The sequence below is a fragment of the Sphingomonas sp. genome (assembly GCF_036731925.1).
Lineage (GTDB): Bacteria > Pseudomonadota > Alphaproteobacteria > Sphingomonadales > Sphingomonadaceae > Sphingomonas.
Genome location: NZ_DAINDJ010000002.1, coordinates 1,459,568 through 1,480,584, shown reverse-complemented (window position 1 = coordinate 1,480,584; position 21,017 = coordinate 1,459,568). Strand labels below are relative to the sequence as shown.

General features: G+C 68.6%; 16 protein-coding genes. 9 read left to right on the top strand and 7 right to left on the bottom strand.

Annotated features, from left to right (window positions below):
- Positions 1 to 101: 101 nt before the first annotated feature.
- Positions 102 to 479, bottom strand: coding sequence for a PaaI family thioesterase (locus V7E00_RS16580; RefSeq protein WP_333573702.1), 378 nt, complete (start codon positions 477 to 479; stop codon positions 102 to 104).
- Complete coding sequence (locus V7E00_RS16575; RefSeq protein ID WP_333573701.1) at positions 476 to 928, bottom strand: PaaI family thioesterase; 453 nt, start codon at positions 926 to 928, stop codon at positions 476 to 478. The genes V7E00_RS16580 and V7E00_RS16575 overlap by 4 nt, the downstream gene beginning before the upstream one ends.
- A gap of 79 nt (positions 929 to 1,007) precedes the next feature.
- Between V7E00_RS16575 and V7E00_RS16570 the strand changes: the two genes are divergently transcribed.
- The 4 genes from V7E00_RS16570 to V7E00_RS16555 all read left to right on the top strand — a co-directional run bounded on the left by V7E00_RS16570 (position 1,008) and on the right by V7E00_RS16555 (position 4,646).
- Positions 1,008 to 1,784, top strand: a complete 777-nt coding sequence (locus tag V7E00_RS16570) for a crotonase/enoyl-CoA hydratase family protein (protein ID WP_333573700.1) — start codon at positions 1,008 to 1,010, stop codon at positions 1,782 to 1,784.
- Between the two features lie 65 nt (positions 1,785 to 1,849).
- Positions 1,850 to 3,043, top strand: a complete 1,194-nt coding sequence (locus V7E00_RS16565; RefSeq protein WP_333573699.1) for an acetyl-CoA C-acyltransferase — start codon at positions 1,850 to 1,852, stop codon at positions 3,041 to 3,043.
- Positions 3,044 to 3,113: 70 nt separating this feature from the next.
- The gene (gene aroC / locus V7E00_RS16560; RefSeq protein ID WP_333573698.1) at positions 3,114 to 4,184 is read left to right on the top strand and encodes a chorismate synthase; all 1,071 of its coding nucleotides are present in this window, start codon (positions 3,114 to 3,116) and stop codon (positions 4,182 to 4,184) included.
- A gap of 123 nt (positions 4,185 to 4,307) precedes the next feature.
- Entirely contained in the window at positions 4,308 to 4,646 is a 339-nt protein-coding gene (locus V7E00_RS16555; RefSeq protein ID WP_333573697.1) for a hypothetical protein, read from the top strand.
- A 95-nt stretch (positions 4,647 to 4,741) separates the two neighbouring features.
- Here the strand turns inward: V7E00_RS16555 and V7E00_RS16550 are convergent, their stop codons facing one another.
- The gene (locus tag V7E00_RS16550) at positions 4,742 to 6,031 is read right to left on the bottom strand and encodes an adenylosuccinate synthase (RefSeq protein ID WP_333573696.1); all 1,290 of its coding nucleotides are present in this window, start codon (positions 6,029 to 6,031) and stop codon (positions 4,742 to 4,744) included.
- A 141-nt stretch (positions 6,032 to 6,172) separates the two neighbouring features.
- Positions 6,173 to 9,553 (bottom strand): PAS domain-containing protein, encoded by a 3,381-nt coding sequence (locus tag V7E00_RS16545; RefSeq protein WP_333573695.1) that lies wholly within the window; start codon positions 9,551 to 9,553, stop codon positions 6,173 to 6,175.
- Between the two features lie 106 nt (positions 9,554 to 9,659).
- On the opposite strand from V7E00_RS16545, the gene V7E00_RS16540 reads away from it, so the two are divergent.
- Positions 9,660 to 10,667 carry a fumarylacetoacetate hydrolase family protein gene (locus tag V7E00_RS16540; protein WP_333573694.1) on the top strand — a complete coding sequence of 336 codons (1,008 nt, stop codon included), beginning with the start codon at positions 9,660 to 9,662 and terminating at the stop codon, positions 10,665 to 10,667.
- A gap of 40 nt (positions 10,668 to 10,707) precedes the next feature.
- On the opposite strand, the gene V7E00_RS16535 is transcribed toward V7E00_RS16540, so the two are convergent.
- From V7E00_RS16535 to V7E00_RS16525, 3 genes are read right to left on the bottom strand one after another with little or no spacing between them, the layout of a single operon-like run.
- Positions 10,708 to 14,118 (bottom strand): error-prone DNA polymerase, encoded by a 3,411-nt coding sequence (locus tag V7E00_RS16535; RefSeq protein WP_333573693.1) that lies wholly within the window; start codon positions 14,116 to 14,118, stop codon positions 10,708 to 10,710.
- 5 nt (positions 14,119 to 14,123) lie between these two features.
- A complete protein-coding gene (locus V7E00_RS16530; protein WP_333573692.1) occupies positions 14,124 to 16,214 on the bottom strand; it encodes a DNA polymerase Y family protein in 2,091 nt (696 codons plus the stop codon).
- A complete protein-coding gene (locus V7E00_RS16525) occupies positions 16,132 to 16,842 on the bottom strand; it encodes an ImuA family protein (protein ID WP_333573895.1) in 711 nt (236 codons plus the stop codon). The genes V7E00_RS16530 and V7E00_RS16525 overlap by 83 nt, the downstream gene beginning before the upstream one ends.
- A gap of 244 nt (positions 16,843 to 17,086) precedes the next feature.
- On the opposite strand from V7E00_RS16525, the gene V7E00_RS16520 reads away from it, so the two are divergent.
- From V7E00_RS16520 to V7E00_RS16505, 4 genes are read left to right on the top strand one after another with little or no spacing between them, the layout of a single operon-like run.
- A complete protein-coding gene (locus tag V7E00_RS16520) occupies positions 17,087 to 18,358 on the top strand; it encodes a 3-methyl-2-oxobutanoate dehydrogenase (2-methylpropanoyl-transferring) subunit alpha (protein ID WP_333573691.1) in 1,272 nt (423 codons plus the stop codon).
- 11 nt (positions 18,359 to 18,369) lie between these two features.
- Positions 18,370 to 19,374 carry an alpha-ketoacid dehydrogenase subunit beta gene (locus V7E00_RS16515; RefSeq protein WP_333573894.1) on the top strand — a complete coding sequence of 335 codons (1,005 nt, stop codon included), beginning with the start codon at positions 18,370 to 18,372 and terminating at the stop codon, positions 19,372 to 19,374.
- A gap of 5 nt (positions 19,375 to 19,379) precedes the next feature.
- A complete protein-coding gene (locus V7E00_RS16510) occupies positions 19,380 to 20,684 on the top strand; it encodes a dihydrolipoamide acetyltransferase family protein (RefSeq protein ID WP_333573690.1) in 1,305 nt (434 codons plus the stop codon).
- A gap of 2 nt (positions 20,685 to 20,686) precedes the next feature.
- Positions 20,687 to 20,986: a YciI-like protein gene (locus V7E00_RS16505; RefSeq protein WP_333573689.1), complete on the top strand. Its 300-nt coding sequence runs from the start codon at positions 20,687 to 20,689 to the stop codon at positions 20,984 to 20,986.
- Positions 20,987 to 21,017 lie beyond the last annotated feature (31 nt).

Below are 21,017 nucleotides of genomic sequence, written 5' to 3'. Positions count from 1 at the left end.
CCGCTTGCGGGAGGGGTCGGGGGAGGGGCTGGCGTGGAGAGGGCGGACTGTGCTGCCGCCATCCCCTCCCCTACCCCCTTCCGCAAGCGGGAGGGGAACCGTTATCGCACGATCAGGAAGTTCATCCGTGCCGCGGCGATCGGCCGATCCTCCTCGTCCTGCCACGCCACCGCGCTGACATTCGCCACACGCTTGCCGAGCCGCGTGACGGTCCCCTTGGCCCGCGTTTCCTTCTCGCGTCCGCCGCGCATGTAATCGACGGTGACGTTGACCGGCTTCACCTTCGCCCCGCCCTCCGCCTCCAGTGCCTGGAGCAGCGCGCCGACCGCCGCCATCTCGAGCAGCCCGCCGATCGCGCCGCCGTGCAGGAACCCCGGGCGACCGACGACATCGCCGGAAAACGGCAGCAACAGCACCGGCGCATCCGCACCTGGCTCGACCGTGAGCCCCAGCAGCTCGGCATAGGGAGGAAGCTTCACCAGTAGCCCTCCGCCGCCATGAAGGTGCCGGCGACATGGGCCAGCGGGTCCGCCGGATCGCCGTCATGCGCCTGGCCGCGGACGAATGCGATCGAGCGCGTCAGCCGATAGCATTCGCAGCGCCCGATCACCGTCTGCCCGGTGCGCGCAGGGCGAAGATAATCGATCCGCAAGTCCAGCGTCGCGTGCGGCAGGAACGTGCCGACCTTCAGCCAAACGGCGACGCTGCTCGCCATGTCCATCAGCGCCAGAATCGGGCCCGAGGCGAGCACGCCGCTTTCCTCCTGCCCCACCAGATCCTCCCGCCAGGGGAGCTGGAGTTCGGACCAGTCCTCGCCATGGTCGACATAGGCAACGCCCAGGCGGCTGCCATGGTTGGGAAAGCGAAGCGCAAAGAACATGCGCGGATCGAACCGGGGCGGCGCCGCGGGATCGCTGGGCTGGGACATACCGGCTTTTCTAGCCACACCATCTTGCCCGCGCAAATGCTTCGCCGCACATTGCCTGGATACGAGAGAGGATGCCGGAATGAGCGAGCGCGTGACCTGGACCATGGAAGACGGCGTGGCCGATGTGCGGCTCGCCCGGCCCGACAAGATGAATGCGCTCGATCCCGCCATGTTCGACGCGATCCTAGGCACGATCGATACGCTCTGCGAGACGCCGGGCTTGCGTGCGGTCGTGCTGTCGGGCGAAGGCCGCGCCTTTTGCGCCGGGCTCGACATGGCGAGCATGGCCAGCGCAGGCACCGGCACCGATCTTGTGGCGCGAACCCATGGCCTCGCCAACAGCTTCCAGCAGGTCGCCTGGGGCTGGCGCACCCTGCCGGTCCCCGTGATTGCCGCGGTGCACGGCGTGGCGTTCGGCGGCGGGCTCCAGATCGCGAGCGGCGCGGACATCCGCATCGCCGCGCCGGATACGCGGCTCTCGGTGATGGAACTGAAATGGGGCATCGTGCCCGACATGGCCGGCTTCGTGCTGTGGCGCGGCACGGTGCGTGACGACGTGCTACGCGAGCTTACCTATACGGCGCGCGAGTTCGACGCCGCGGAAGCGCAGGCACTTGGCTTCGTCACACGGCTCGCCGGGGATCCGCACGCCGAGGCCCTCACGCTCGCCCGATCGATTGCCGGCCGCAATCCGGATGCGATCCGCGCTGCCAAGCGGCTTGCGAATCACGACGGGGACGCCGCCGCGGTGCTGCTCGCCGAGAGCGCCGAGCAGGCTGGCTTGCTGCGTTCGCCCAACCAGATCGAGGCGGTGACGGCCAACATGCAGAAGCGCGCACCCCAGTTCCGCGACTGAGGCGGTTGCATTCCGGCCGCCGATGAAGGAAGCGTACCCGAAACTCGAAAGAACGAGAGGGTGCCATGCGCGAAGCCGCGATCGTCTCCACCGCCCGCACCGGCATCGGCAAGGCGGGACGGGGCTGTTTCAACGATACCGAAGCGCCGGTGCTCGCCGCGCACGTGATGAACGCGGCAATCGAACGCGCCGGGATCGACCCTGCGCGCATCGACGACGTGTTCTACGGGATGGGCAATCCATGGGGTACGCAAGGCGCCAACATGGCGCGCATGGCGCTGTTCGCCGCGGGCATTCCGCACAGCGTGCCGGCGTTCAGCCTCGACCGGAAATGCGGCTCCGGCCTCACCGCGATCGCCCTCGCCGCCCGCTCGATCATGACCGACGAGATCGACGCGGCGCTGGCCGGCGGCATGGAATCGATCAGCCTGACCATGGCCAATGCGCCGCGCTACGCGAATCGCTCGGTCACGGACCAGGTGCCGACGGCGTATGTCCCGATGATCGAGACGGCGGAGATTGTCGCCGAACGCTACGGCATTTCGCGCGAAGCGCAGGACGAATTTGCCGCGATGAGCCAACAGCGCGCAGCCGCCGCGCTGGCCCGCGGTGCGTTCGACGCGGAAATCGCGCCGATCACCGTCACCAAGGCGCTGCTCGACAAGGCCGGCACCCGCACCGGCAGCGAGACGGTGACGGTCACCCAGGACGAAGGCATCCGCCCCGGCACCACCGCCGAAGTGCTCGCCGGCCTCAAGCCCGTATGGAAGGACGGCGCGTTCGTGGCCGAAGGGCGTCATATCACCGCCGGCAATGCCAGCCAGCTCTCCGACGGCGCCGCCGCGCAGATCCTGATGGATCGGGAAACCGCAGAGGCAGAGGGCCGCCCGATCCTCGGCATCTATCGCGGCTTCCAGGTGGCAGGCTGCGCGCCCGAGGAGATGGGCATCGGCCCCGTCTTCGCCGTGCCCAAGCTCCTCGCCCGTGCGGGCCTGAAGGTTGAGGACATCGGCCTTTGGGAGATCAACGAGGCGTTCGCCAGCCAGTGCCTCTACTGCCGCGACACGCTCGGCATCGATCCCGAGAAGCTCAATGTGAGCGGCGGCGCGATTGCGATCGGCCATCCTTTCGGCATGACCGGCAGCCGCCTGGTGGGACATGCGCTGATCGAGGGGCGGCGGCGCGGCGTGCGCCATGTCGTCGTATCGATGTGCACCGCAGGCGGCATGGGGGCGGCGGGGCTGTTCGAGATCATCTGAACGGGTTGCAGCCGCGCGCGACACCTGCGAAACGGCCGGCGATTTCAACCCAGACGGAGGGCGTGCGCCGATGTCGTTCAACAGCTTCGGTCGCGTGTTCCGCTTCACTACCTGGGGCGAGAGCCATGGTCCGGCGCTCGGCGCCGTGGTCGATGGCTGCCCGCCGGGGCTGAGCCTCAGCGAAAAGGACCTCCAGCCCTTCCTCGATCGCCGCCGCCCCGGCCAGTCGCGCTTCACTACCCAGCGGCAGGAGCCGGACCAGGTCCGCATCCTCTCCGGGGTGTTCGAGGGGCGCACCACCGGCACCCCGATCGCGCTGCACATCGACAATGTCGACCAGCGCTCCAAGGATTATTCGGAAGTCGCCAAGGCCTATCGCCCCGGCCATGCCGATTACGCGTACGACCAGAAATACGGCTTTCGCGATTATCGCGGCGGCGGTCGTTCCTCGGCGCGCGAGACCGCGGCACGGGTCGCGGCGGGCGCGGTCGCGAGGGCAGTGATCCCCGAAGTGACGATCACCGCCTGGGTCGAGGCGATCGGCGGCGACGCGATCGACTATGCCAGGTTCGACGCCGCCGAGATCGGCAACAATCCCTTCTTCTGCCCGGATGCCGAGGCGGCACAGCGCTGGGAAGCGCTGGTAGACGCCGCCCGCAAGGACGGTTCGTCGCTCGGGGCGGTCGTCGCCTGCGAGGCAACCGGCGTGCCCGCGGGCTGGGGCGCGCCGCTCTACGCCAAGCTCGACAGCGAACTGGCGGCCGCCTGCATGTCGATCAACGCGGTGAAGGGCTTCGAGATCGGCGACGGTTTCGCCGCAGCGCGCTTGCGCGGCGAAGAGAATGCCGATGCGATGCGTCCCCGCGCGGACGGGGGCGTCGATTTCCTCGCCAATCACGCCGGCGGCATCGCGGGCGGCATTGCCACCGGCCAGCCGGTGCGCATGCGCGTGGCGTTCAAGCCGACCAGTTCGATCCTGATCCCGGTGGAGACGGTCACCCGTGACGGCGAAGCAAGCGAGATCCGCACCAAGGGCCGCCACGACCCCTGCGTGGGCATCCGCGGCGTGCCGGTGGTGGAAGCAATGGTGGCTCTGGTACTCGCAGACCAGAAATTGCTGCACCGGGCACAGGTCGGCTGATCTTGCGCTCGACTCACCCCTGATCCGTTCGCTTTTATCGGTTAATCGAGATCAGCCGGTGAGACTTCTTCCCGGCTTGATGGTTATTCTTCCGTTGGCATAATCAACAGAAGGATGCCGAGTATGTATATCAAGACGATTCTCGCCGCCGCCACGCTGATCGCCGCGCCGGCCGCATTCGCGCAGCAGACCACGCCGGGCCAGACGGCGCCGGGCGGCACCATGGATCAGAGCACGGCACCGGGGCAGACCAGCCCGGGCCAGACCACGTCGCCGACGGATCCGTCGATGAACCCGTCGACCACCGCACCCGGCGGCACCACCGGATCGGGCACGATGACGACCACACCGGACTCCTCGTCCACCACGACGACCTCGCCCACGGACCCGAGCGCAGGCACGACGGATTCGACCACGGGTGACCAGACCGGCGACAAGCCGAAGCGCAAGCGTCCCCGCTAAGCGCTGGACGAGCTAGAGGAACCTTTCCCCCTTTCGGTTCCTCGCCGCGAACCGCGAACCGCCCGGCCCTCCCTCGAGGGCCGGGCGTCTTCGTGTCAGTCCGCGAAGGGATCGCGGACGAGAATGGTATCCTCGCGCTCGGGGCTGGTCGATACCAGCGCCACCGGGCACTGGATCAGTTCTTCCACGCGGCGGATGTACTTGATCGCCTGCGCCGGCAGCTCGGCCCAGCTGCGCGCGCCGAAGGTCGATTCGGACCAGCCTTCCATCGTCTCGTAAATCGGCTCCACCGCCGCCTGGTCCGGCGCGCTGGCGGGATAATAGTCGAGCACTTCGCCGTTCAGCCGATAGCCGGTGCAGACCTGGATCTCGTCGAACCCGTCGAGCACATCGAGCTTGGTCAGCGCGATGCCGGTGATGCCCGAAACCGCGACCGACTGGCGCAGCAGCACCGCATCGAGCCAGCCGCAGCGGCGCTTGCGCCCGGTGACGGTGCCGAACTCATGGCCGCGCGTGCCGAGCCGCTCGCCCACATCATTGTCCTGCTCGGTCGGGAAGGGGCCCGAGCCGACGCGGGTGGTGTATGCCTTGGCGATGCCGAGCACGAATCCGACCGCGCCCGGCCCCATGCCGCTGCCGCTCGCCGCGGTGCCCGACACGGTGTTGGACGAGGTGACGAACGGATAGGTGCCGTGGTCGATGTCCAGCAGCACGCCCTGCGCGCCTTCGAACAGGATACGGCGGCCGCGCGACCGCGCTTCGTTGAGCATCTTCCACACCGGCTGCACGAACGGCAGCACGAATCCGGCGATCGCGCGCAGTTCGTTGAGGAGCCCCTCGCGATCGATCGGCGGCTGGCCGAAGCCTGCGCGCAGCGCGTCATGGTGTGCGGCAAGGCGATCGACCTGCGGCCCGATGGCATCGAGATTGGCGAGGTCGCACACCCGGATCGCGCGACGGCCGACCTTGTCCTCATAGGCCGGGCCGATGCCGCGGCGCGTGGTGCCGATCTTGCCCGCGCCGCTGGCATCCTCGCGCAGCGCGTCGAGATCGCGGTGGAACGGCAGGATCAGCGGGCAGGTGTCCGCGATCTTGAGCGTGTCCGGCGTCACGTCGACGCCCTGGTCGCGCAGCTTCTCCACTTCAGCCTTGAGCGCCCAAGGATCGAGCACCACGCCATTGCCGATCACGCTCGGCGTACCCCGCACGATTCCCGAGGGGAGCAGGGAAAGCTTGTAGACCTTTTCGCCGATCACCAGCGTGTGGCCGGCATTGTGCCCGCCCTGGAAGCGGACGACCACGTCGGCGCGCTCGGCGAGCCAGTCGACGATCTTGCCCTTGCCTTCGTCGCCCCACTGAGCGCCGATCACTGCCACATTTGCCATGGATACACGTCCTCCGCCTGCCGGGCGGACCCTGGCCGCCCTTCGACAGGACTCGGCGGCAGGGCTGGTCAACCGGACGCGTCGCCCGGAGCCGCGGGGCGAATGGCGAACCGCGCCCGCCAGGTCAAGCCTTTCCTGTCGTCAGGCGTCCAGCGCGGCCCGGATCGCGACCGCCAGCGTCGCGATGTCGAACGGTTTGGCAAGAATGGCCTCGTCGGTGCCCCGGTCCGGCGAATCGGGCGCGTATCCGCTGGTGAGCAGCACCTTCAGGTCCGGCATCCGCTCGCGCACCCGGGCCGCGAGCTCGCGGCCGCTCATCTCGGGCATCACCACGTCGCTGAACAGCAGCGACACGTTCTGCCCGCGCTCCAGCAGCCGCAGCGCCTCGATACCGTCGCGGGCGAACACCACGCCATAGCCCAGCTCGCGCAATGCCTCGACCGAATAGGTCCGCACCCGATCCTCGTCCTCGACGACCATGATCACCTCGCTCGCGCGGCCGCGCGGCAGGTCCCCCTGGATGCTGTTGGCCGCGGGTGCGGGCACGGCCTCCGGCTTGGCCGGCAACAGGACGCGCACGCACGTACCCTCGCCGGGCACGCTCTCGATCGTGACATGGCCGCCCGACTGCCGGACGAACCCGAACACCTGGCTGAGCCCGAGCCCGGTCCCCTTGCCCACTCCCTTGGTGGTGAAGAAGGGATCGAAGGCACGCGCAGCGACTTCGGGCGGCATGCCGACGCCGGTGTCGCGAAGGCGGATCTCGACATAGTCACCGGCTTCGATCTCGTACCGGGCCGCGTGTTCGGCGCCGATCGCCACCTGGTCGGTCTCGATCGTCAGCGTGCCGCCCTCGGGCATCGCGTCGCGGCCGTTCACCGCCAGGTTGAGCACGACGTTCTCGAGCTGGTTGCGATCGGCCACCACCGCTTCCAGCCGCCGCGCAAACTGGGTTTCGATCACGACGCCCTCGCCGAGGGTGCGCACCAGCAGCTCGATCATGCCACCCAGCATGTCGTTCACATCGAGCGCGGTGGGCGCCAGCGGCTGGCGGCGCGAGAAGGCAAGCAGCCGCTGCGTCAACGCCGCCGCGCGGCTGGCTCCGTCGCGCGCGGCGATCAGGTAGCGATCGATGTCGGTACGCCCCTGGGCGACGCGGCGCTCCATCAGATCCAGCGCGCCGATCACCACGGCAAGCATATTGTTGAAATCATGCGCGATGCCGCCGGTCAGCTGCCCCACGGCTTCCATTTTCTGCGCCTGGCGCAGTTGCGCTTCCGCCGCCATCAGCCGCTCGGTCCGTTCACGAACGGCAGCTTCCAGTTCCTCGCGCGAACGGGCGAGCACTTCGCGCGCGTCGACGATATCCTGGATGTCCGTGCTGGTGCCGAACCAGCGAACGATGCGGCCGTTCTCGTCGCGCAGCGCCTGGGCGCGCCCCAGAGCCCATCGGTAGATGCCGCTGTGATGCCGTAGCCGATATTCGATGCGGTACAGCTCGCCGGTGCGGACGCAATGCTGCCAAACCGCCGCTGCGCGGCGCTGATCGCCCGGATGCAGCACCTTGGTCCAGGCATCGCCATCGGTGTCGCCGTGCGCGACCCCTGTATAATCGTACCAGCGGTCATTGTAGAAATCGACCGCGCCCTCCGCATCGGCCGACCACACCATGTGATCGATCGAATTGGTGATCGCGCGAAATTGCGCTTCGCTTTCGCGCAGCGCCAACACGGCATCGGCGCGCTCCACGGCGTCCCATGTCGTCTCCACCACGGTCTCTACGAAAGCGATCTCCTCCGGGCGCCACTGGCGGGGGCCGGCGCCGTTGGCATAGAAGGTCGCGACCCATTGCCCGCCGCGCAGCAACGGAACGCCGATGGCGGAAGGCGAAAGCTTGCTCAGCTCGGTATGCGGATATTCCGTGCGGCTGTCGTTGAAGGTGACGGTGCGGCCCTGGCGATACCGCTCGACGAGCGGCGCCACGGCATCCAGCGGCCACTGGCCGGCGAATTTCGGCAGGCTGCCATCGGTCCAGCAGGGGCCGAGATGGATCGATTCGCCGACCACGCGATAGAAGCCGACGCGGGCGAGACCCAGCCTCGCCCCCAGTTCGGCAGCGGTGACTTCCATGATCGCATTCGGCGTTTCCAGCGTGCGCTGGCGTTCCGCCAGACTGTGCAGGAACGATTGCGACTCGGTGGCGGACCGCAGGTCCTCGGCCGCTTCCTGCGCGGCTTCCTCGGCCAGCTTGCGGTCAGTGATGTCGAAGCTGACGCCGGGGAAGCGAACAGGCCGGCCCTCTGCATCAAAGGTGCAACGCCCCTGGGTGAGCAGCCAGCGCACAGCGCCATCGGCCCGCAGCACGCGGAATTCGATCTTCAGCGGTGTGCGCTGGGCAATCGACTGGCGCACCTCCAGCGCAATGCGCGCGCGATCATCCGGATGGATGAAGTTGAGCACTGCATCCAGCCCGCCGCCATGGGCGACCCGCTGCGGATCGATGCCAAACAATGCGGCAAACCGGCCGTCCCCGGTTACCCGGCCGCTCTCCGCCGTCCAATCCCAGGTGCCAATGCCGGTCGAAGCGTTCAGCGCGAGCTGCAACCGCTCCTCGCTGTGCCGCAAGGCTTCTTCGGCCGCCGCACGTTCGGTGATGTCGCTGGCGGCGATGAAGACGCCGGTGCTGGCGCCGAGCGCGTCCTTCACCGGCTGGAACGTGAAATCGAGGACCCGCCGCTCGGGCTCCGCATCCGGGCGACGCCGCAGCATCACGTCGCGGTTGACCGCGCGGTAGGCGGCGCCGCTGCGATATACCTGGTCGAGCACGTCGACATAGCCCTGCTCGACGACCTCGGGCAGTGCCTCGACGACGCGCTGTCCCACCACCGCCTCGCGACCGACGAGCTCCAGATAGGCAGGGTTCGCCAGCACGAACCGGTGCTCCGGCCCTTCGAGCAGCGCCACGGCGCCGGGTGCTTGCTGGAAATAGTCCTGCAACCGCGCCAGTTCCGCGTGCTGGGCACGTTCGGCGAGCACCATCCGGGTGGTCTCGTTGCCCTGGTTGAGGATGCCCAGTACGCGGCCGTCGGAATCGCGAACAGGCGTGAAACTGTAGTTCCACCAGCTGTCACGGGGCACGCCGTCGCGGACGATCCGCAGCAGCTGGTCATAGACGGCGAAACCGCGGCCGGTTGCGACCACCTCGTCCATCTGCGGGCCGACCACGTCCCAAATGTCGGCCCAGACCTCGCTGCCGGGCCGTCCCAACGCCCAGGGGTGACGATCGGCGGGAACCGGCGCCCAGGCGTCGTTGTAGAGCAACCGGTATTCGGGGCCCCAGTAGAGCGCCTTGGGAAAGCGCGAGGCCAGCATCATGTCGACGGTGATGCGCAGCGGCTCGCACCAGGTCTCGGGTGGGCCGAAGGGATGCCCTGTCCAGTCGAACGTCCGGATACGTTCGGCCATGTCGCCGCCATGATCCAGAAAGCGAAGCGGCGCGGCCATATGCAATTCGTTGGTCATGGCCCGCCCCGAAGTCAATGCGACTGGGCAAAATACGTAGCAAAGGGTTACGGTTCCGTGGCGAGCGAAGTTGCCCTATGGCGACCGCCGAAGGAGATGGTGTCAAATGAAACTAGCCAGCCTCAAGCAGGGACGGGACGGAAAGCTCGTCGTCGTTTCCAACGATCTCGCCTGGTACGCGGATGCCAGCCACATCGCCCCGACGCTGCAGGCGGCGCTGGATGATTGGGAGCGGGTGGAAGGCGATCTGCGCAACCTCGCCACCGATCTCGAGCATGAGACCATTCCGATGATGCGCTTCCACGAGCGCCAGGCGGCGGCCCCCTTGCCCCGTGCCTATCAATGGGCGGACGGATCAGCCTATGTGAATCATGTCGCCCTGGTGCGGCAGGCACGCGGGGCGGAGCTGCCCGAGAGCTTCTGGCAGGATCCGCTGATGTACCAGGGCGGCTCCGACGGGTTCCTCGGGCCGCGGGACGCGATCCCGCTGAAGGACGAAAGCTGGGGCTGCGACCTCGAGGCCGAAGTGGTGGTCGTCACCGGTGACGTGCCTCTGGGCGCGACGCGGGAAGAAGCGCTCGCCGCGGTGCGGCTGGTAGGCCTCACCAACGACGTGAGCTTGCGCAACCTGATCCCGGGCGAACTGGCAAAGGGCTTCGGCTTCTTCCAGTCCAAGCCGGCCAGCGCCTTTTCGCCAGTGTTCGTGACGCCCGATGCGCTGGGCGACTGGTGGCAGGACGGCAAGCTGCGCCGCACGCTGATGGTGGACTTGAACGGCCAGCCCTTTGGCCGCGTCGATGCCGGCGAGGACATGACCTTCGATTTCGGCGCGCTGATCGCCCATGCGGCGAAGACGCGGGCGCTGGGGGCCGGCACGATCATCGGATCGGGCACCGTTTCCAACCGCGATGCGGATGGCGGCCCCGGCAAGCCGATCGGCGAGGGTGGCAAGGGCTATTGCTGCCTCGCCGAGGTGCGCACCGTCGAGACGATCCTGCGCGGCGCGGCGGAAACGCCGTTCCTCAAGGCCGGTGACACGATCCGCATCTGGGCAGAGGACGACAAGCACCACCCGATCTTCGGCACCATCGAGCAGACGGTAGTGGCCGGTTGATCCTCGCGCAGGCAGCGTCCGGTGGACGCTGCCTCTCGCATCAGTGGAAATCGTGCGACTTGATGGGGATGATGTCCTCGCGCCGCGACGGCCAGCTCTCGGGCGTACGCTGCTTCGGATAGGCATAAGCGGGGTCGCTCGACCGGGCGGCCTTGCGATCGCGCGAATCGATCGTGCCGCCATGCGTCGCGCCGTCGCCCGGCATCGTCATCCGCGGCAGGTCGCGCGCGCCGACGCTGCGCAGCAATTCGGTCAGGTCGGTGATCGTCTCGGCGATCAGGTGCAGCACCTCGCCTTCGCGCTGAAGGCGACCACGTACCGAAATCATCGGCGCCGCAAGGATGATCGGCCGATAGAGCGCGAACCGCGCCGGCCAGACGATCGCATTGGCGATGCCGGTCTCGTCCTCCAGCGTCAGGAAGATGCTCTTGGCGCTGCCCGGCTTCTGGCGGACGAGCACGATGCCCGCCACCTCCACCCGCGCGCCGTCCTTGAGCGTCTTGAGGTCGCCGCACGGGCGGATGCGCCGCGCGGCGAGCGTGCCGCGCAGAAAGTGGAGCGGGTGCGCGCGCAAGCTCAGCTGGGTGGCGCGGTAATCCTCCACCACCTCGCGACCCGCGCTGAGGGGCACAAGCGACACTGCGGGTTCGGCCGCCTGGATCGGCCCCTCTATGGCGGCGAACAGCGGGAGCGGCGCCTGGTCGAGCGCCTTGATCGCCCATAGCGCCTGGCGGCGATCCTGCCCGAAGGCGCGGAAGGCATCGGCCTGGGCAAGCTTCGTCAGCGCGGCGGGCGAGACACGCGCGCGGCGCCACACATCCTCGATCGAAGTGAAGGGCCGTTCGGCGCGGGCGGCGAGGATCGCATCGGCATCGCGCACGGAAAGGCCCTGCACCACCCGCATGCCGAGGCGGAGAGGGAGCAGCCCAAGATCCTTCCCGGAACGGGGAGGGGGACCGCCGCCGAAGGCGGTGGTGGAGGGGGCGTTCGGCAAGGGATGCCCGTGTGGAGCCCCCCCTCCACCATGTGCTGGCGCACATGGTCCCCCTCCCCGTTCCAGGGAGGATTGTAAGACCCGGGTATCCCACTCGCTGTCGTTCACGCACACGGCGCGCACCTCCACGCCATGCTCGCGCGCATCGCGGACAATCTGCGCCGGCGCGTAGAAGCCCATCGGCTGGGCGTTGAGCAGCGCCGCGCAGAAGATGTCCGGATGGTGGCACTTCATCCAGCTCGACGCATAGGCGATCTTGGCGAAGCTTGCCGCGTGGCTCTCGGGAAAGCCATAGCTGCCGAAACCCTCGATCTGCTTGAAGGTGCGTTCGGCGAAGTCCTGCTTGTAGCCCTTCTTCAGCATGCCGCTGATCATCTTCTCGCGGAAATGGGTGACGCCGCCGGTCGACTTGAACGTCGCCATCGCCCGGCGCAGCGCATCCGCCTCGGCCGGCTTGAAGCCCGCGCCGACGATGGCGACCTTCATCGCCTGTTCCTGGAACAGCGGCACGCCGAAGGTCTTGTCGAGCACGTCCTTCAGTTCCTCGCTCGGATACTCGACCTTCTCCTTGCCCTCGCGCCGGCGGAGATAGGGGTGCACCATGTCCCCCTGGATCGGCCCCGGGCGCACGATCGCGACCTGGATGACGAGGTCGTAGAACTCCTTTGGCTTCAACCGCGGCAGCATCGACATCTGCGCCCGGCTCTCGATCTGGAAGGTGCCGAGCGTGTCGGCCTTCTGGATCATCGCGAAGGTGGCGGGATCGTCCACCTGCATCGCGTCCGAGGCGAGCGTCAGTTTCACGCCCTTGTGCTGCTCGAGCAGATCGAACGCACGCCGCATGCAGCCGAGCATGCCGAGCCCGAGAATGTCGACCTTCATCAGGCCGAGCGTCTCGATATCGTCCTTCTCCCATTCGATCACCCGCCGGTTGACCATCGCCGCAGGTTCGATCGGCACGATCTCGTCGAGATTGGCCTGGGCGAGCACGAAGCCGCCGGGATGCTGCGAGCGGTGCCGCGGGGTGCCGATCAGCTGGCGGGCGAGGTCGAGCGTCAGCGCGAGGCGCGGCTCGCTGGCGTCGAGGTTGAGCGCGGCGGCATCGGCCTCGCTCACCCCTTCGTTCGACCAGCCCCACACCTGCCCGGCGAGCCCGGCGGTCACGTCCTCTGGCAGGCCCAGCGCCTTGCCGACCTCCCGCACCGCCCCGCGCGTACGATAGCGGCTGACCACGGCGGTGAGCGCGGCATGGCGCGCACCATAGGTCTCGTAGATCCACTGGATCACTTCCTCGCGCCGCTCATGCTCGAAATCGACGTCGATATCGGGGGGCTCGTCGCGGTCTTCGGAAATGAACCGCTCGAACAGCAATTTGTGCACCACCGGGTCGATCGAGGTGATGCCGAGCAGGAAGCAGATCAACGAATTGGCCGCACTGCCGCGCCCCTGGCAGAGAATCTCCTGCGCGCGGGCGAAACGGACGATCGAATGAACGGTGAGGAAATAGGGCGCGTAGCCGAACGTCTCGACCAGGCCGAGCTCCTTCTCCAGCAGCTCGGCATACGCGCTCGGCGGCCCCTCCGGGAATTTCGCGGCGAGCGCATCGCGGGCCAATTTGGCCAGCGCTTCCTGCGGGCTGCGACCGGACATCACCACTTCGTCCGGGTAGCGATAGAGCTTGCCGAGCTCGCGAGGATTGAAACTGCAGCGTTCGACCACGGCCTCCACCGCCCGGAGCGCCTCGGGCCAGGCGGCGAAGCGACGCGCCATTTCGTGCGGGGGCTTCAGATGCCGGTCGGCACTGCGGGCGCGGCGGAAGCCGAGATCGTCGACCGTGGTGGTGTGGCGGATCGCGGTCATCACGTCGTGCAGCATCCGCCGGTCCGGATGGTGGTAGAGCACGTCGCCGGTGGCGAGCGGCTTCAGGCCATGCGCGGCGGCGGCCTGCGCCAGCCCATGCAGCCGCATCGCCTCCTGCGGCCGGCGATGGCGGGTCAGCGTCACATGGCCGCGCTCCCCGAACACATCCGCCATCCAGCGCAGCGCCGCCGGGTCGCCGGAATCCGCCATGCCAGGAACGAGCGCGGCGACGAGTCCGTCCGCATGCCCCGCCACATCCTCCCAATGGAGGAAGCATTGCCCTTTCTCGCCATGCTGCGCATCCGCCCGCGCCTTGCCGATGCTGAGCAGCCGGGTGAGCCGCGACCAGGCCGCAAGATCCTCGGGCCAGACCAGCACGCCGCTGCCGTCGGTCAGGTCCAGCCGGCAGCCGGTAACCAGCCGCACGCCGGTCTCCTCCGCCGCAACCAGCCCGCGCACGATGCCGCCGACGCTGTTGTGATCGGTGATTCCCAGCGCGGGCATGCCGTACGCCGCCGCCGCCTCGAACAGCTCGGAAGGGGCGGAGGCGCCGCGCAGGAAGGAATAATGGCTGGTGGCCTGGAGCTCGGAATACATGGCGGTCACCCGAACAGGCCGTGCAGATACCAGCTGAGATCGCCGGTCACGCTACGCTCGCCATCGCCCTGACGGAACAGCCAGTAGCGGCGGCCGCGCTCGTCCTCGACGCGGAAATAATCGCGCGTGGCATGGGTCTCCGCCGCGCGCTTCCACCATTCGCCATGGATGCGCTCGGGCCCGTCGGCATGGACCACCTCGTGCCGTTCGCCCCGCCAGGTGAAGCGGCGCGGCGGCTGGTCGGGAAGTGCTGCGACGACATGGTCGAGCCGCTCGGGCCGGCGGAGCAGGCGGATCGGGCGCGGCCAGTCCGGGTGCCAGGGCGGCAGCGGGGCATGGCGATCCAGCTGGCGGACATCGTCGGCCTTCAGCGGCGGGGCTTCGCGCTCGGGCGGGTCGAGCGGCGGGAGGGCGGCGGTCGACCGCTCGGGCACGTCGCTTTCCACCGGCCGCATCCGCCACAGCCGCGCCATGCCGATTCGCGTCGCCAGCGTGTCGATCAGCGGCGCGAGATCGGGCACCGTCTCGGCATCGAGCCGCTCGTCGACCGGCAGCGCGCCGAGCGGTTCGCTGCGCAGCAAATGCAGCGTCATCGCGTCGAGGCCATAGCCGGGTTCGATGCTGTCGATCCGGCGGGCGAGGAGGCGCAGGAGGTGCGCGGGATCGCGGCTGGCGCGGGCGAGGCCGATGCCGATCCGCTGCGGTACCCCGTCGACGCGGTCTGCGACCAAGCCGATGCGCCGCGCGCCCTGCCCCGCCGCAGCCAGCGCTTCGGCAAGGCGCTGGACGAGGTCGCCCAGCCAGTGCGCGATGGCTTCCGGGGTGGCGATCGGCTCGGCGAAGCGCTGGGCGACGGCGATCGGCTCGGGCGGGGTGACGGGGGTGACCGGCTCCGGGATGCGGCCCAGCGCCTGGTCGAGTCGCGCGGCGATCGTGGTGCCGAAGCGGCGCACCAGCGGCGCGCGGGGAAGCGCGGCGAGCTGGCCGATGCTGTCGACGCCGAGTCGGTGGAGCAGGTCGATCGCATCGCCTTCCAGCCGCAGCGCCTCGACCGGCAGCGGCGCCAGCCAGGCGGCGTGTTCGCCCGGTGGGCAGCGGAGCAGCGTCTCGGGCCGGAAGCGCGCGAATGCCGAGGCGGCACCGGGTGTGTCGGCGACGGCGATCTTGCTGGCAAACCCCAGCCGGGCGAGCAGCGCGTGCAATCGGCGGAGCATCCGGGCTTCGCCGCCATGGAGATGGGCGACGCCGGTCAGGTCGAGAAACAGCAGATCCTCACCGGCAATGGTGACGCTGGGCGACCAGCGGCGGGCGAGGCTGTGCGCCAGCCGTTCGAGATCGGCGCGGTCACCCTCCGGGTCGGCGGCGTCGATGCGGAGTTCCGGCACCAGCGCGCGGGCCTGGGTGAGCGCCATGCCGATGCGGATGCCCGCGCCCATCGCTGCGGGGCAGGCGGCGGCGACTTCGCTGCGGCTGCCGGTGCGGCGGGAGAGGACGCGGGCATCCGCATCGGCTGCATCCACCGCGACTGACGTCCACCGGTGGCTCCCGCGCTCCCCCCGCCCCCCATCGTCATCCCCGCGGAGGCGGGGATCCATTGGCTCATCGGTCGAAGATGGAACCGCAACGGCACGGCGAATGGATCCCCGCCTTCGCGGGGGTGACAGTGTAGGGGTGGATGGGGTGGGCGCAGCAACCGACGGCGCAGCCGCGCGCGCCGCCTGCGGCAGCCGCGCCACCCCGCCCGCCAGCGGCCCGCCCTCGTCCGGCCGCATCCGCTTGAAGGCATGGTCCGCCGCCTCGCTGCGCCGGCCGAGCTCGCGCATCGGCGGCCGCTGGTGCGGCGGCAACGCGGCAATCGCAGCATCGCGCGCGGCCCGCGCCCAGCGCGCGCCCGGCCGCCAGCCGCCGCCCCGCTGGACGGAGCAGGCGGCTTCCTGCTCGGCAGCGGCGAGCGCCTGAACCGGCGCAAGAGCATCGTCGGAAGGCGCGTCAGGAGAAAGAGGGTGCGCCCGCTCAGGCGGCAGCGCGCGCCGCTCGGCCCGCCGCACGCGGTCGAGCGACCAGTGGGGCAGGAAGAGCGCAGCGACCCGTTGCATCGCAGGCCTCCACCAAGAGTTGAAACGCTTCCCCCCCACGTTGCCGCGCCAGCGACACTTCCCAGCGCGGCCGGCCGACTCCCTCCACCGGCAGCGGCGCCGACGGCGCGCAGCCGATCCGCCAGCGCGTCACCGCCGCCGACGGGGCACCCAGCGGATCGCTCCCCTCACGGGCATGGCGCTTGAGCAGCAACGCGATCGTGCGGCCCCCTTCGGCCACCAGTTGCAGCCGCCGCGTGGCCGGCATGCCGATCCGCTTCACTTCGCCGATCACCGCGCCGAGCCCGCGATGGCGCAGCCCTTCCTCCATGATTGCGAGCAGTTCGTCGTCGTCGCGCGCCTCGGCGTAGATTACCCGCTTGGGATCGAGCCCGACCTGCGCCAGCCCGGGGGCGAACAAGTCGCGCCGCCGCACCACCCACAGCACCGGGCCCCAGCAGCGCGCGGCGATTCCGCCGAGGAACATGGTGGCGGCGCAATCGTCGGTCAGATCGGGTGTGGCGCCTGAAATCTCGTGCAGCGCATCGAGCCGCAGCCCGCCATCCGCCAGCTTCGAGTCGAGTCGTTCCAGCCCGAACGGCAGCACCGGGCGCCGACGGAATCCGGTGCCGTCGATGGCGCTGAGCATTGCGCGCAACTGGTCAAGCGTAGCAGGATCGGGCACAGCGACTCGCTCGGGGTTGATGACTAGTCCGACTCGTTCGTTCCTATTTTGTTCTAATCCGCCACCGAGTCAATCGGTCTCCGTGTCCCAAATTTTTAGGCCAGCCCTGCTGCCCCATCTCGACAGGCACGTTGAAATTTTATAACAAGCTCGTGAAATCGAGTCCGTGCGTTGTCCGTGGCGACACGGCCGTATTTATGGAGAGACCATGACGGTGGACGCCCCGCGCGCCAACCTGCCGCCCCTATCGCTGCACGTGCCCGAGCCGCGCTTTCGCCCCGGCGACGAGGCCGATTTCAGCGATCTTTCGATCCCGCCCGCCGGCGCCGCGCGCCGCCCGGACACCGCCGAACCGGCCGATCGATTCCACGAACTCGCCTATGGCCTGGTCCGCGTCCTCGATGACGCAGGCACCGCCGTTGGCCCCTGGGATCCGCGGCTCGACGCGGACGCGAAGCGCAAGATGCTGCGCAGCATGGCGCTCACCCGCGCCTTCGACGAGCGCATGTTCCGCGCCCAGCGCCAGGGCAAGACCAGCTTCTACATGAAGTCGACCGGCGAGGAGGCCGTGTCGGTCTCCGCCGCGCTGGCGATGGCTGGCGACGACATGTGCTTCCCCAGCTATCGTCAGCAGGGCATCCTGATCACCCGCGGCTATCCGCTGATCGAGATGATGAACCAGATCTACTCCAACCGGAGCGATCCGCTGCAGGGCCGGCAGCTGCCGATCATGTATTCGTCGAAGGAGACCGGCTTCTTCTCGATCTCCGGCAACCTCGCCACCCAATATCCGCAGGCAGTGGGCTGGGCGATGGCGAGCGCGGCGCGCGGCGACACCCGCATCGCCGCCACCTGGTGCGGCGAGGGCTCGACCGCGGAAGGCGACTTCCACTCCGCGCTGACCTTCGCCACCGTCTACCGCGCCCCGGTGATCTTCAACGTCGTCAACAATCAGTGGGCGATCTCGAGCTTCTCGGGCTTTGCCGGCGCCGAGGCGACCACCTTCGCGGCGCGGGCGATCGGCTATGGCATCGCCGGGCTGCGCGTCGACGGCAACGATGCGCTGGCGGTCTATGCGGCGACGCAGTGGGCGGCCGAGCGCGCGCGGACCAACCAGGGCCCGACGCTGATCGAGCATTTCACCTATCGTGCCGAAGGCCACTCCACCTCGGACGATCCCAGCGCCTATCGCTCGGCCGGCGAGCCCAATGCCTGGCCGCTCGGCGACCCGATCCGGCGGCTGAAGGATCACCTGATCGGCCTTGGCGAATGGGACGAGGAACGCCAGGCGGCGATGGACCTCGAACTCGCCGAGACGGTGAAGCGCGCGCAGAAGGAGGCCGAGAAGAACGGCATCCTCGGCCACGGCATGCACCAGCCGTTCGAGACGATGTTCGAGGGCGTGTTCGAGGAGATGCCCTGGCACTTGAAGGAACAGAGCGACCAGATGATCGCCGAGCGCAAGGCGGCCGGGATATGAGCGCCCCCCGCATGAACATGATCCAGGCGATCAACTCCGCCATGGACGTGATGATGGAGCGCGACGAGCAGGTCGTCGTGATGGGCGAGGATGTCGGCTATTTCGGCGGCGTGTTCCGCGCGACCGCCGGGCTCCAGGCCAAGTACGGCAAGACCCGCGCCTTCGACACCCCGATCACCGAGATCGGCATCATCGGCGTGGCGATCGGCATGGGCGCCTATGGCCTGCGCCCGGTGCCCGAGATCCAGTTCGCCGATTACATCTACCCGGCGCTCGACCAGCTCGTCTCCGAGGCGGCGCGGCTGCGCTACCGCTCGAACGGCGACTTCACCGCGCCGATCACGGTGCGCTCGCCCTATGGCGGCGGCATTTTCGGCGGGCAGACGCACAGCCAGTCGCCCGAGGGCATCTTCACCCATGTCTCGGGGATCAAGACGGTGATCCCGTCGACACCCTATGACGCCAAAGGCCTGCTGATCGCCGCGATCGAGGACAACGACCCCGTCCTCTTCCTCGAGCCCAAGCGCATCTATAACGGGCCATTCGACGGTCATTATGACCGCCCGGCCAAGAACTGGACCGCACATCCGGCGAGCGAAGTGCCCGAGGGGCATTACCGCGTCGAGCTCGGCAAGGCCGCGACCGTGCGCGAAGGCGAGGCGGTGACGATCCTTTGCTACGGCACGATGGTCCACGTCGTCGCCGCAACGATCGAGGAACTGGGCGTCGACGCCGAGATCATCGATCTGCGGACGCTGGTGCCGCTCGACATCGAGGCGATCGAAGCCTCGGTCAAGAAGACCGGCCGCTGCATGATCGTCCATGAGGCGACGCGCACCTCGGGCTTCGGTGCGGAATTGTCGGCGCTGGTGCAGGAGCGCTGCTTCTACCATCTCGAAGCGCCGATCGCCCGCGTCACCGGCTTCGACACGCCTTATCCCCACAGCCTCGAATGGGCCTATTTCCCGGGTCCCGTGCGGATCCGCGAGGCGCTCAACAAACTCCTCAAGGACTGACGCCCATGGCTCGTTTTACCTTTCGTCTGCCGGACATCGGCGAAGGCATTGCCGAGGCCGAGATCGTCGCCTGGCACGTGAAGATCGGCGACCGCGTCGAAGAGGACCAGCAGGTCGCCGACATGATGACCGACAAGGCCACGGTGGAGATGGAATCGCCCGTCTCCGGCGTGGTGGTCGAACTCGCCGGCGAGGTAGGCGACCAGGTGCCGATCGGGTCGGCGCTGATGGTGATCGAGGTCGAGGGCGAGGCGGAGGCGCCGGTTGAGGCGGAGACCGCGGTCGAGGAGCAGGTCGAGGCGGAGAATCCCGGCGTTGAGGAAGCAACGGAAGAAAAGCCCCTCCCCTTCAGGGGAGGGGTTGGGGTGGGGGACTCTCCACCAGCACCATCGCCCGTGGAAGCCATGCCCCACACCCCGCCCCTCCTCCCTGAAGGGGAGAGGGAGTTAAAAGTCCTCGCCTCGCCCGCGGTGCGCGCCCGCGCAGCAGACCTCGGCATCGACCTTGCGCAGGTGAAGCCCGCCGAAGGCGACCGCCTCCGCCACGCCGATCTCGACGCGTTCCTCCGCTATGGCAGCGCGCAGGGCTATCACGCGCCGCACGCCTCCCGCGCCCGCGAGGATCAGCCGGTGAAGGTGATCGGCATGCGCCGCCGCATCGCCGAGAACATGGCCGCGTCGAAGCGCGCCATCCCCCACTTCACCTATGTCGACGAGATCGACGTCACCGCGCTGGAAGCGATGCGCGGCGACCTCAACGCCAACCGTGGCCAGCGCCCCAAGCTGACCATGCTGCCGTTCCTGATCGTGGCGCTGTGCCGCACCCTGCCCGACTTCCCGATGCTCAACGCCCGCTATGACGACGAGGCCGGGGTGGTAACCCGCCATGGCCGCGTCCATCTCGGCATGGCGACGCAGACCGATGCCGGGCTGATGGTGCCGGTGATCCGCGACGCGCAGGACCGGAATGTCTGGCAGCTGGCGAGCGAGATCACTCGCCTCGCCGACGCCGCTCGCACCGGCAAGGCGAAGTCCGAGGAGCTGAGCGGCTCCACTCTCACCGTCACCTCGCTCGGGCCGCTCGGCGGCATCGCGACGACGCCGGTGATCAACCGGCCGGAAGTGGCGATCATCGGCCCGAACAAGATCGTCGAACGCCCGATGTTCCACGGCGACGAGATCGTCCGCGCCAAGCTGATGAACCTGTCGATCAGCTGCGATCACCGCGTCGTAGACGGCTGGGATGCGGCGAGCTTCGTCCAGGCGGTGAAGAAGCTGCTGGAGACGCCTGCGCTGCTGTTTGCCGACTAAGCATGGCGCACTTCCTGCTCCGCTACACCCTGGCGCCCGATTACCTCGCGCGCCGGGGTGCGCTTCGGGAAGCGCATCTGGCGCTTGCCTGGGCGGCATCGGATGCGGGCACGCTGCTGCTCGGCGGCGCGGTTGGCGATCCGCCTGAAAGCGCGCTGCTGCTGTTCGGCGATGCGGAGGCCGCGCGTGCCTTCGCCGAGCAGGATCCCTATGTAACCCAAGGCCTCGTCACCCATTGGGACGTGGTGCCCTGGGCCACCGTCGTCGGGGTAGAGGCAGCGACACCGATCCGCCCGGCCTGACCCCGCCGTTGTTGCGTTGCACCGCAACACG

Coding starts and splice junctions, on each gene's coding strand:
- V7E00_RS16575 (WP_333573701.1), bottom strand. CDS start 928: ATGTCCCAGCCCAGCGATCCCGCGGCGCCGCCCCGGTTCGATCCGCGC.
- V7E00_RS16570 (WP_333573700.1), top strand. CDS start 1,008: ATGAGCGAGCGCGTGACCTGGACCATGGAAGACGGCGTGGCCGATGTG.
- V7E00_RS16565 (WP_333573699.1), top strand. CDS start 1,850: ATGCGCGAAGCCGCGATCGTCTCCACCGCCCGCACCGGCATCGGCAAG.
- aroC (WP_333573698.1), top strand. CDS start 3,114: ATGTCGTTCAACAGCTTCGGTCGCGTGTTCCGCTTCACTACCTGGGGC.
- V7E00_RS16555 (WP_333573697.1), top strand. CDS start 4,308: ATGTATATCAAGACGATTCTCGCCGCCGCCACGCTGATCGCCGCGCCG.
- V7E00_RS16550 (WP_333573696.1), bottom strand. CDS start 6,031: ATGGCAAATGTGGCAGTGATCGGCGCTCAGTGGGGCGACGAAGGCAAG.
- V7E00_RS16545 (WP_333573695.1), bottom strand. CDS start 9,553: ATGACCAACGAATTGCATATGGCCGCGCCGCTTCGCTTTCTGGATCAT.
- V7E00_RS16540 (WP_333573694.1), top strand. CDS start 9,660: ATGAAACTAGCCAGCCTCAAGCAGGGACGGGACGGAAAGCTCGTCGTC.
- V7E00_RS16535 (WP_333573693.1), bottom strand. CDS start 14,118: ATGTATTCCGAGCTCCAGGCCACCAGCCATTATTCCTTCCTGCGCGGC.
- V7E00_RS16530 (WP_333573692.1), bottom strand. CDS start 16,214: ATGCAACGGGTCGCTGCGCTCTTCCTGCCCCACTGGTCGCTCGACCGC.
- V7E00_RS16525 (WP_333573895.1), bottom strand. CDS start 16,842: ATGCTCAGCGCCATCGACGGCACCGGATTCCGTCGGCGCCCGGTGCTG.
- V7E00_RS16520 (WP_333573691.1), top strand. CDS start 17,087: ATGACGGTGGACGCCCCGCGCGCCAACCTGCCGCCCCTATCGCTGCAC.
- V7E00_RS16515 (WP_333573894.1), top strand. CDS start 18,370: ATGAACATGATCCAGGCGATCAACTCCGCCATGGACGTGATGATGGAG.
- V7E00_RS16510 (WP_333573690.1), top strand. CDS start 19,380: ATGGCTCGTTTTACCTTTCGTCTGCCGGACATCGGCGAAGGCATTGCC.
- V7E00_RS16505 (WP_333573689.1), top strand. CDS start 20,687: ATGGCGCACTTCCTGCTCCGCTACACCCTGGCGCCCGATTACCTCGCG.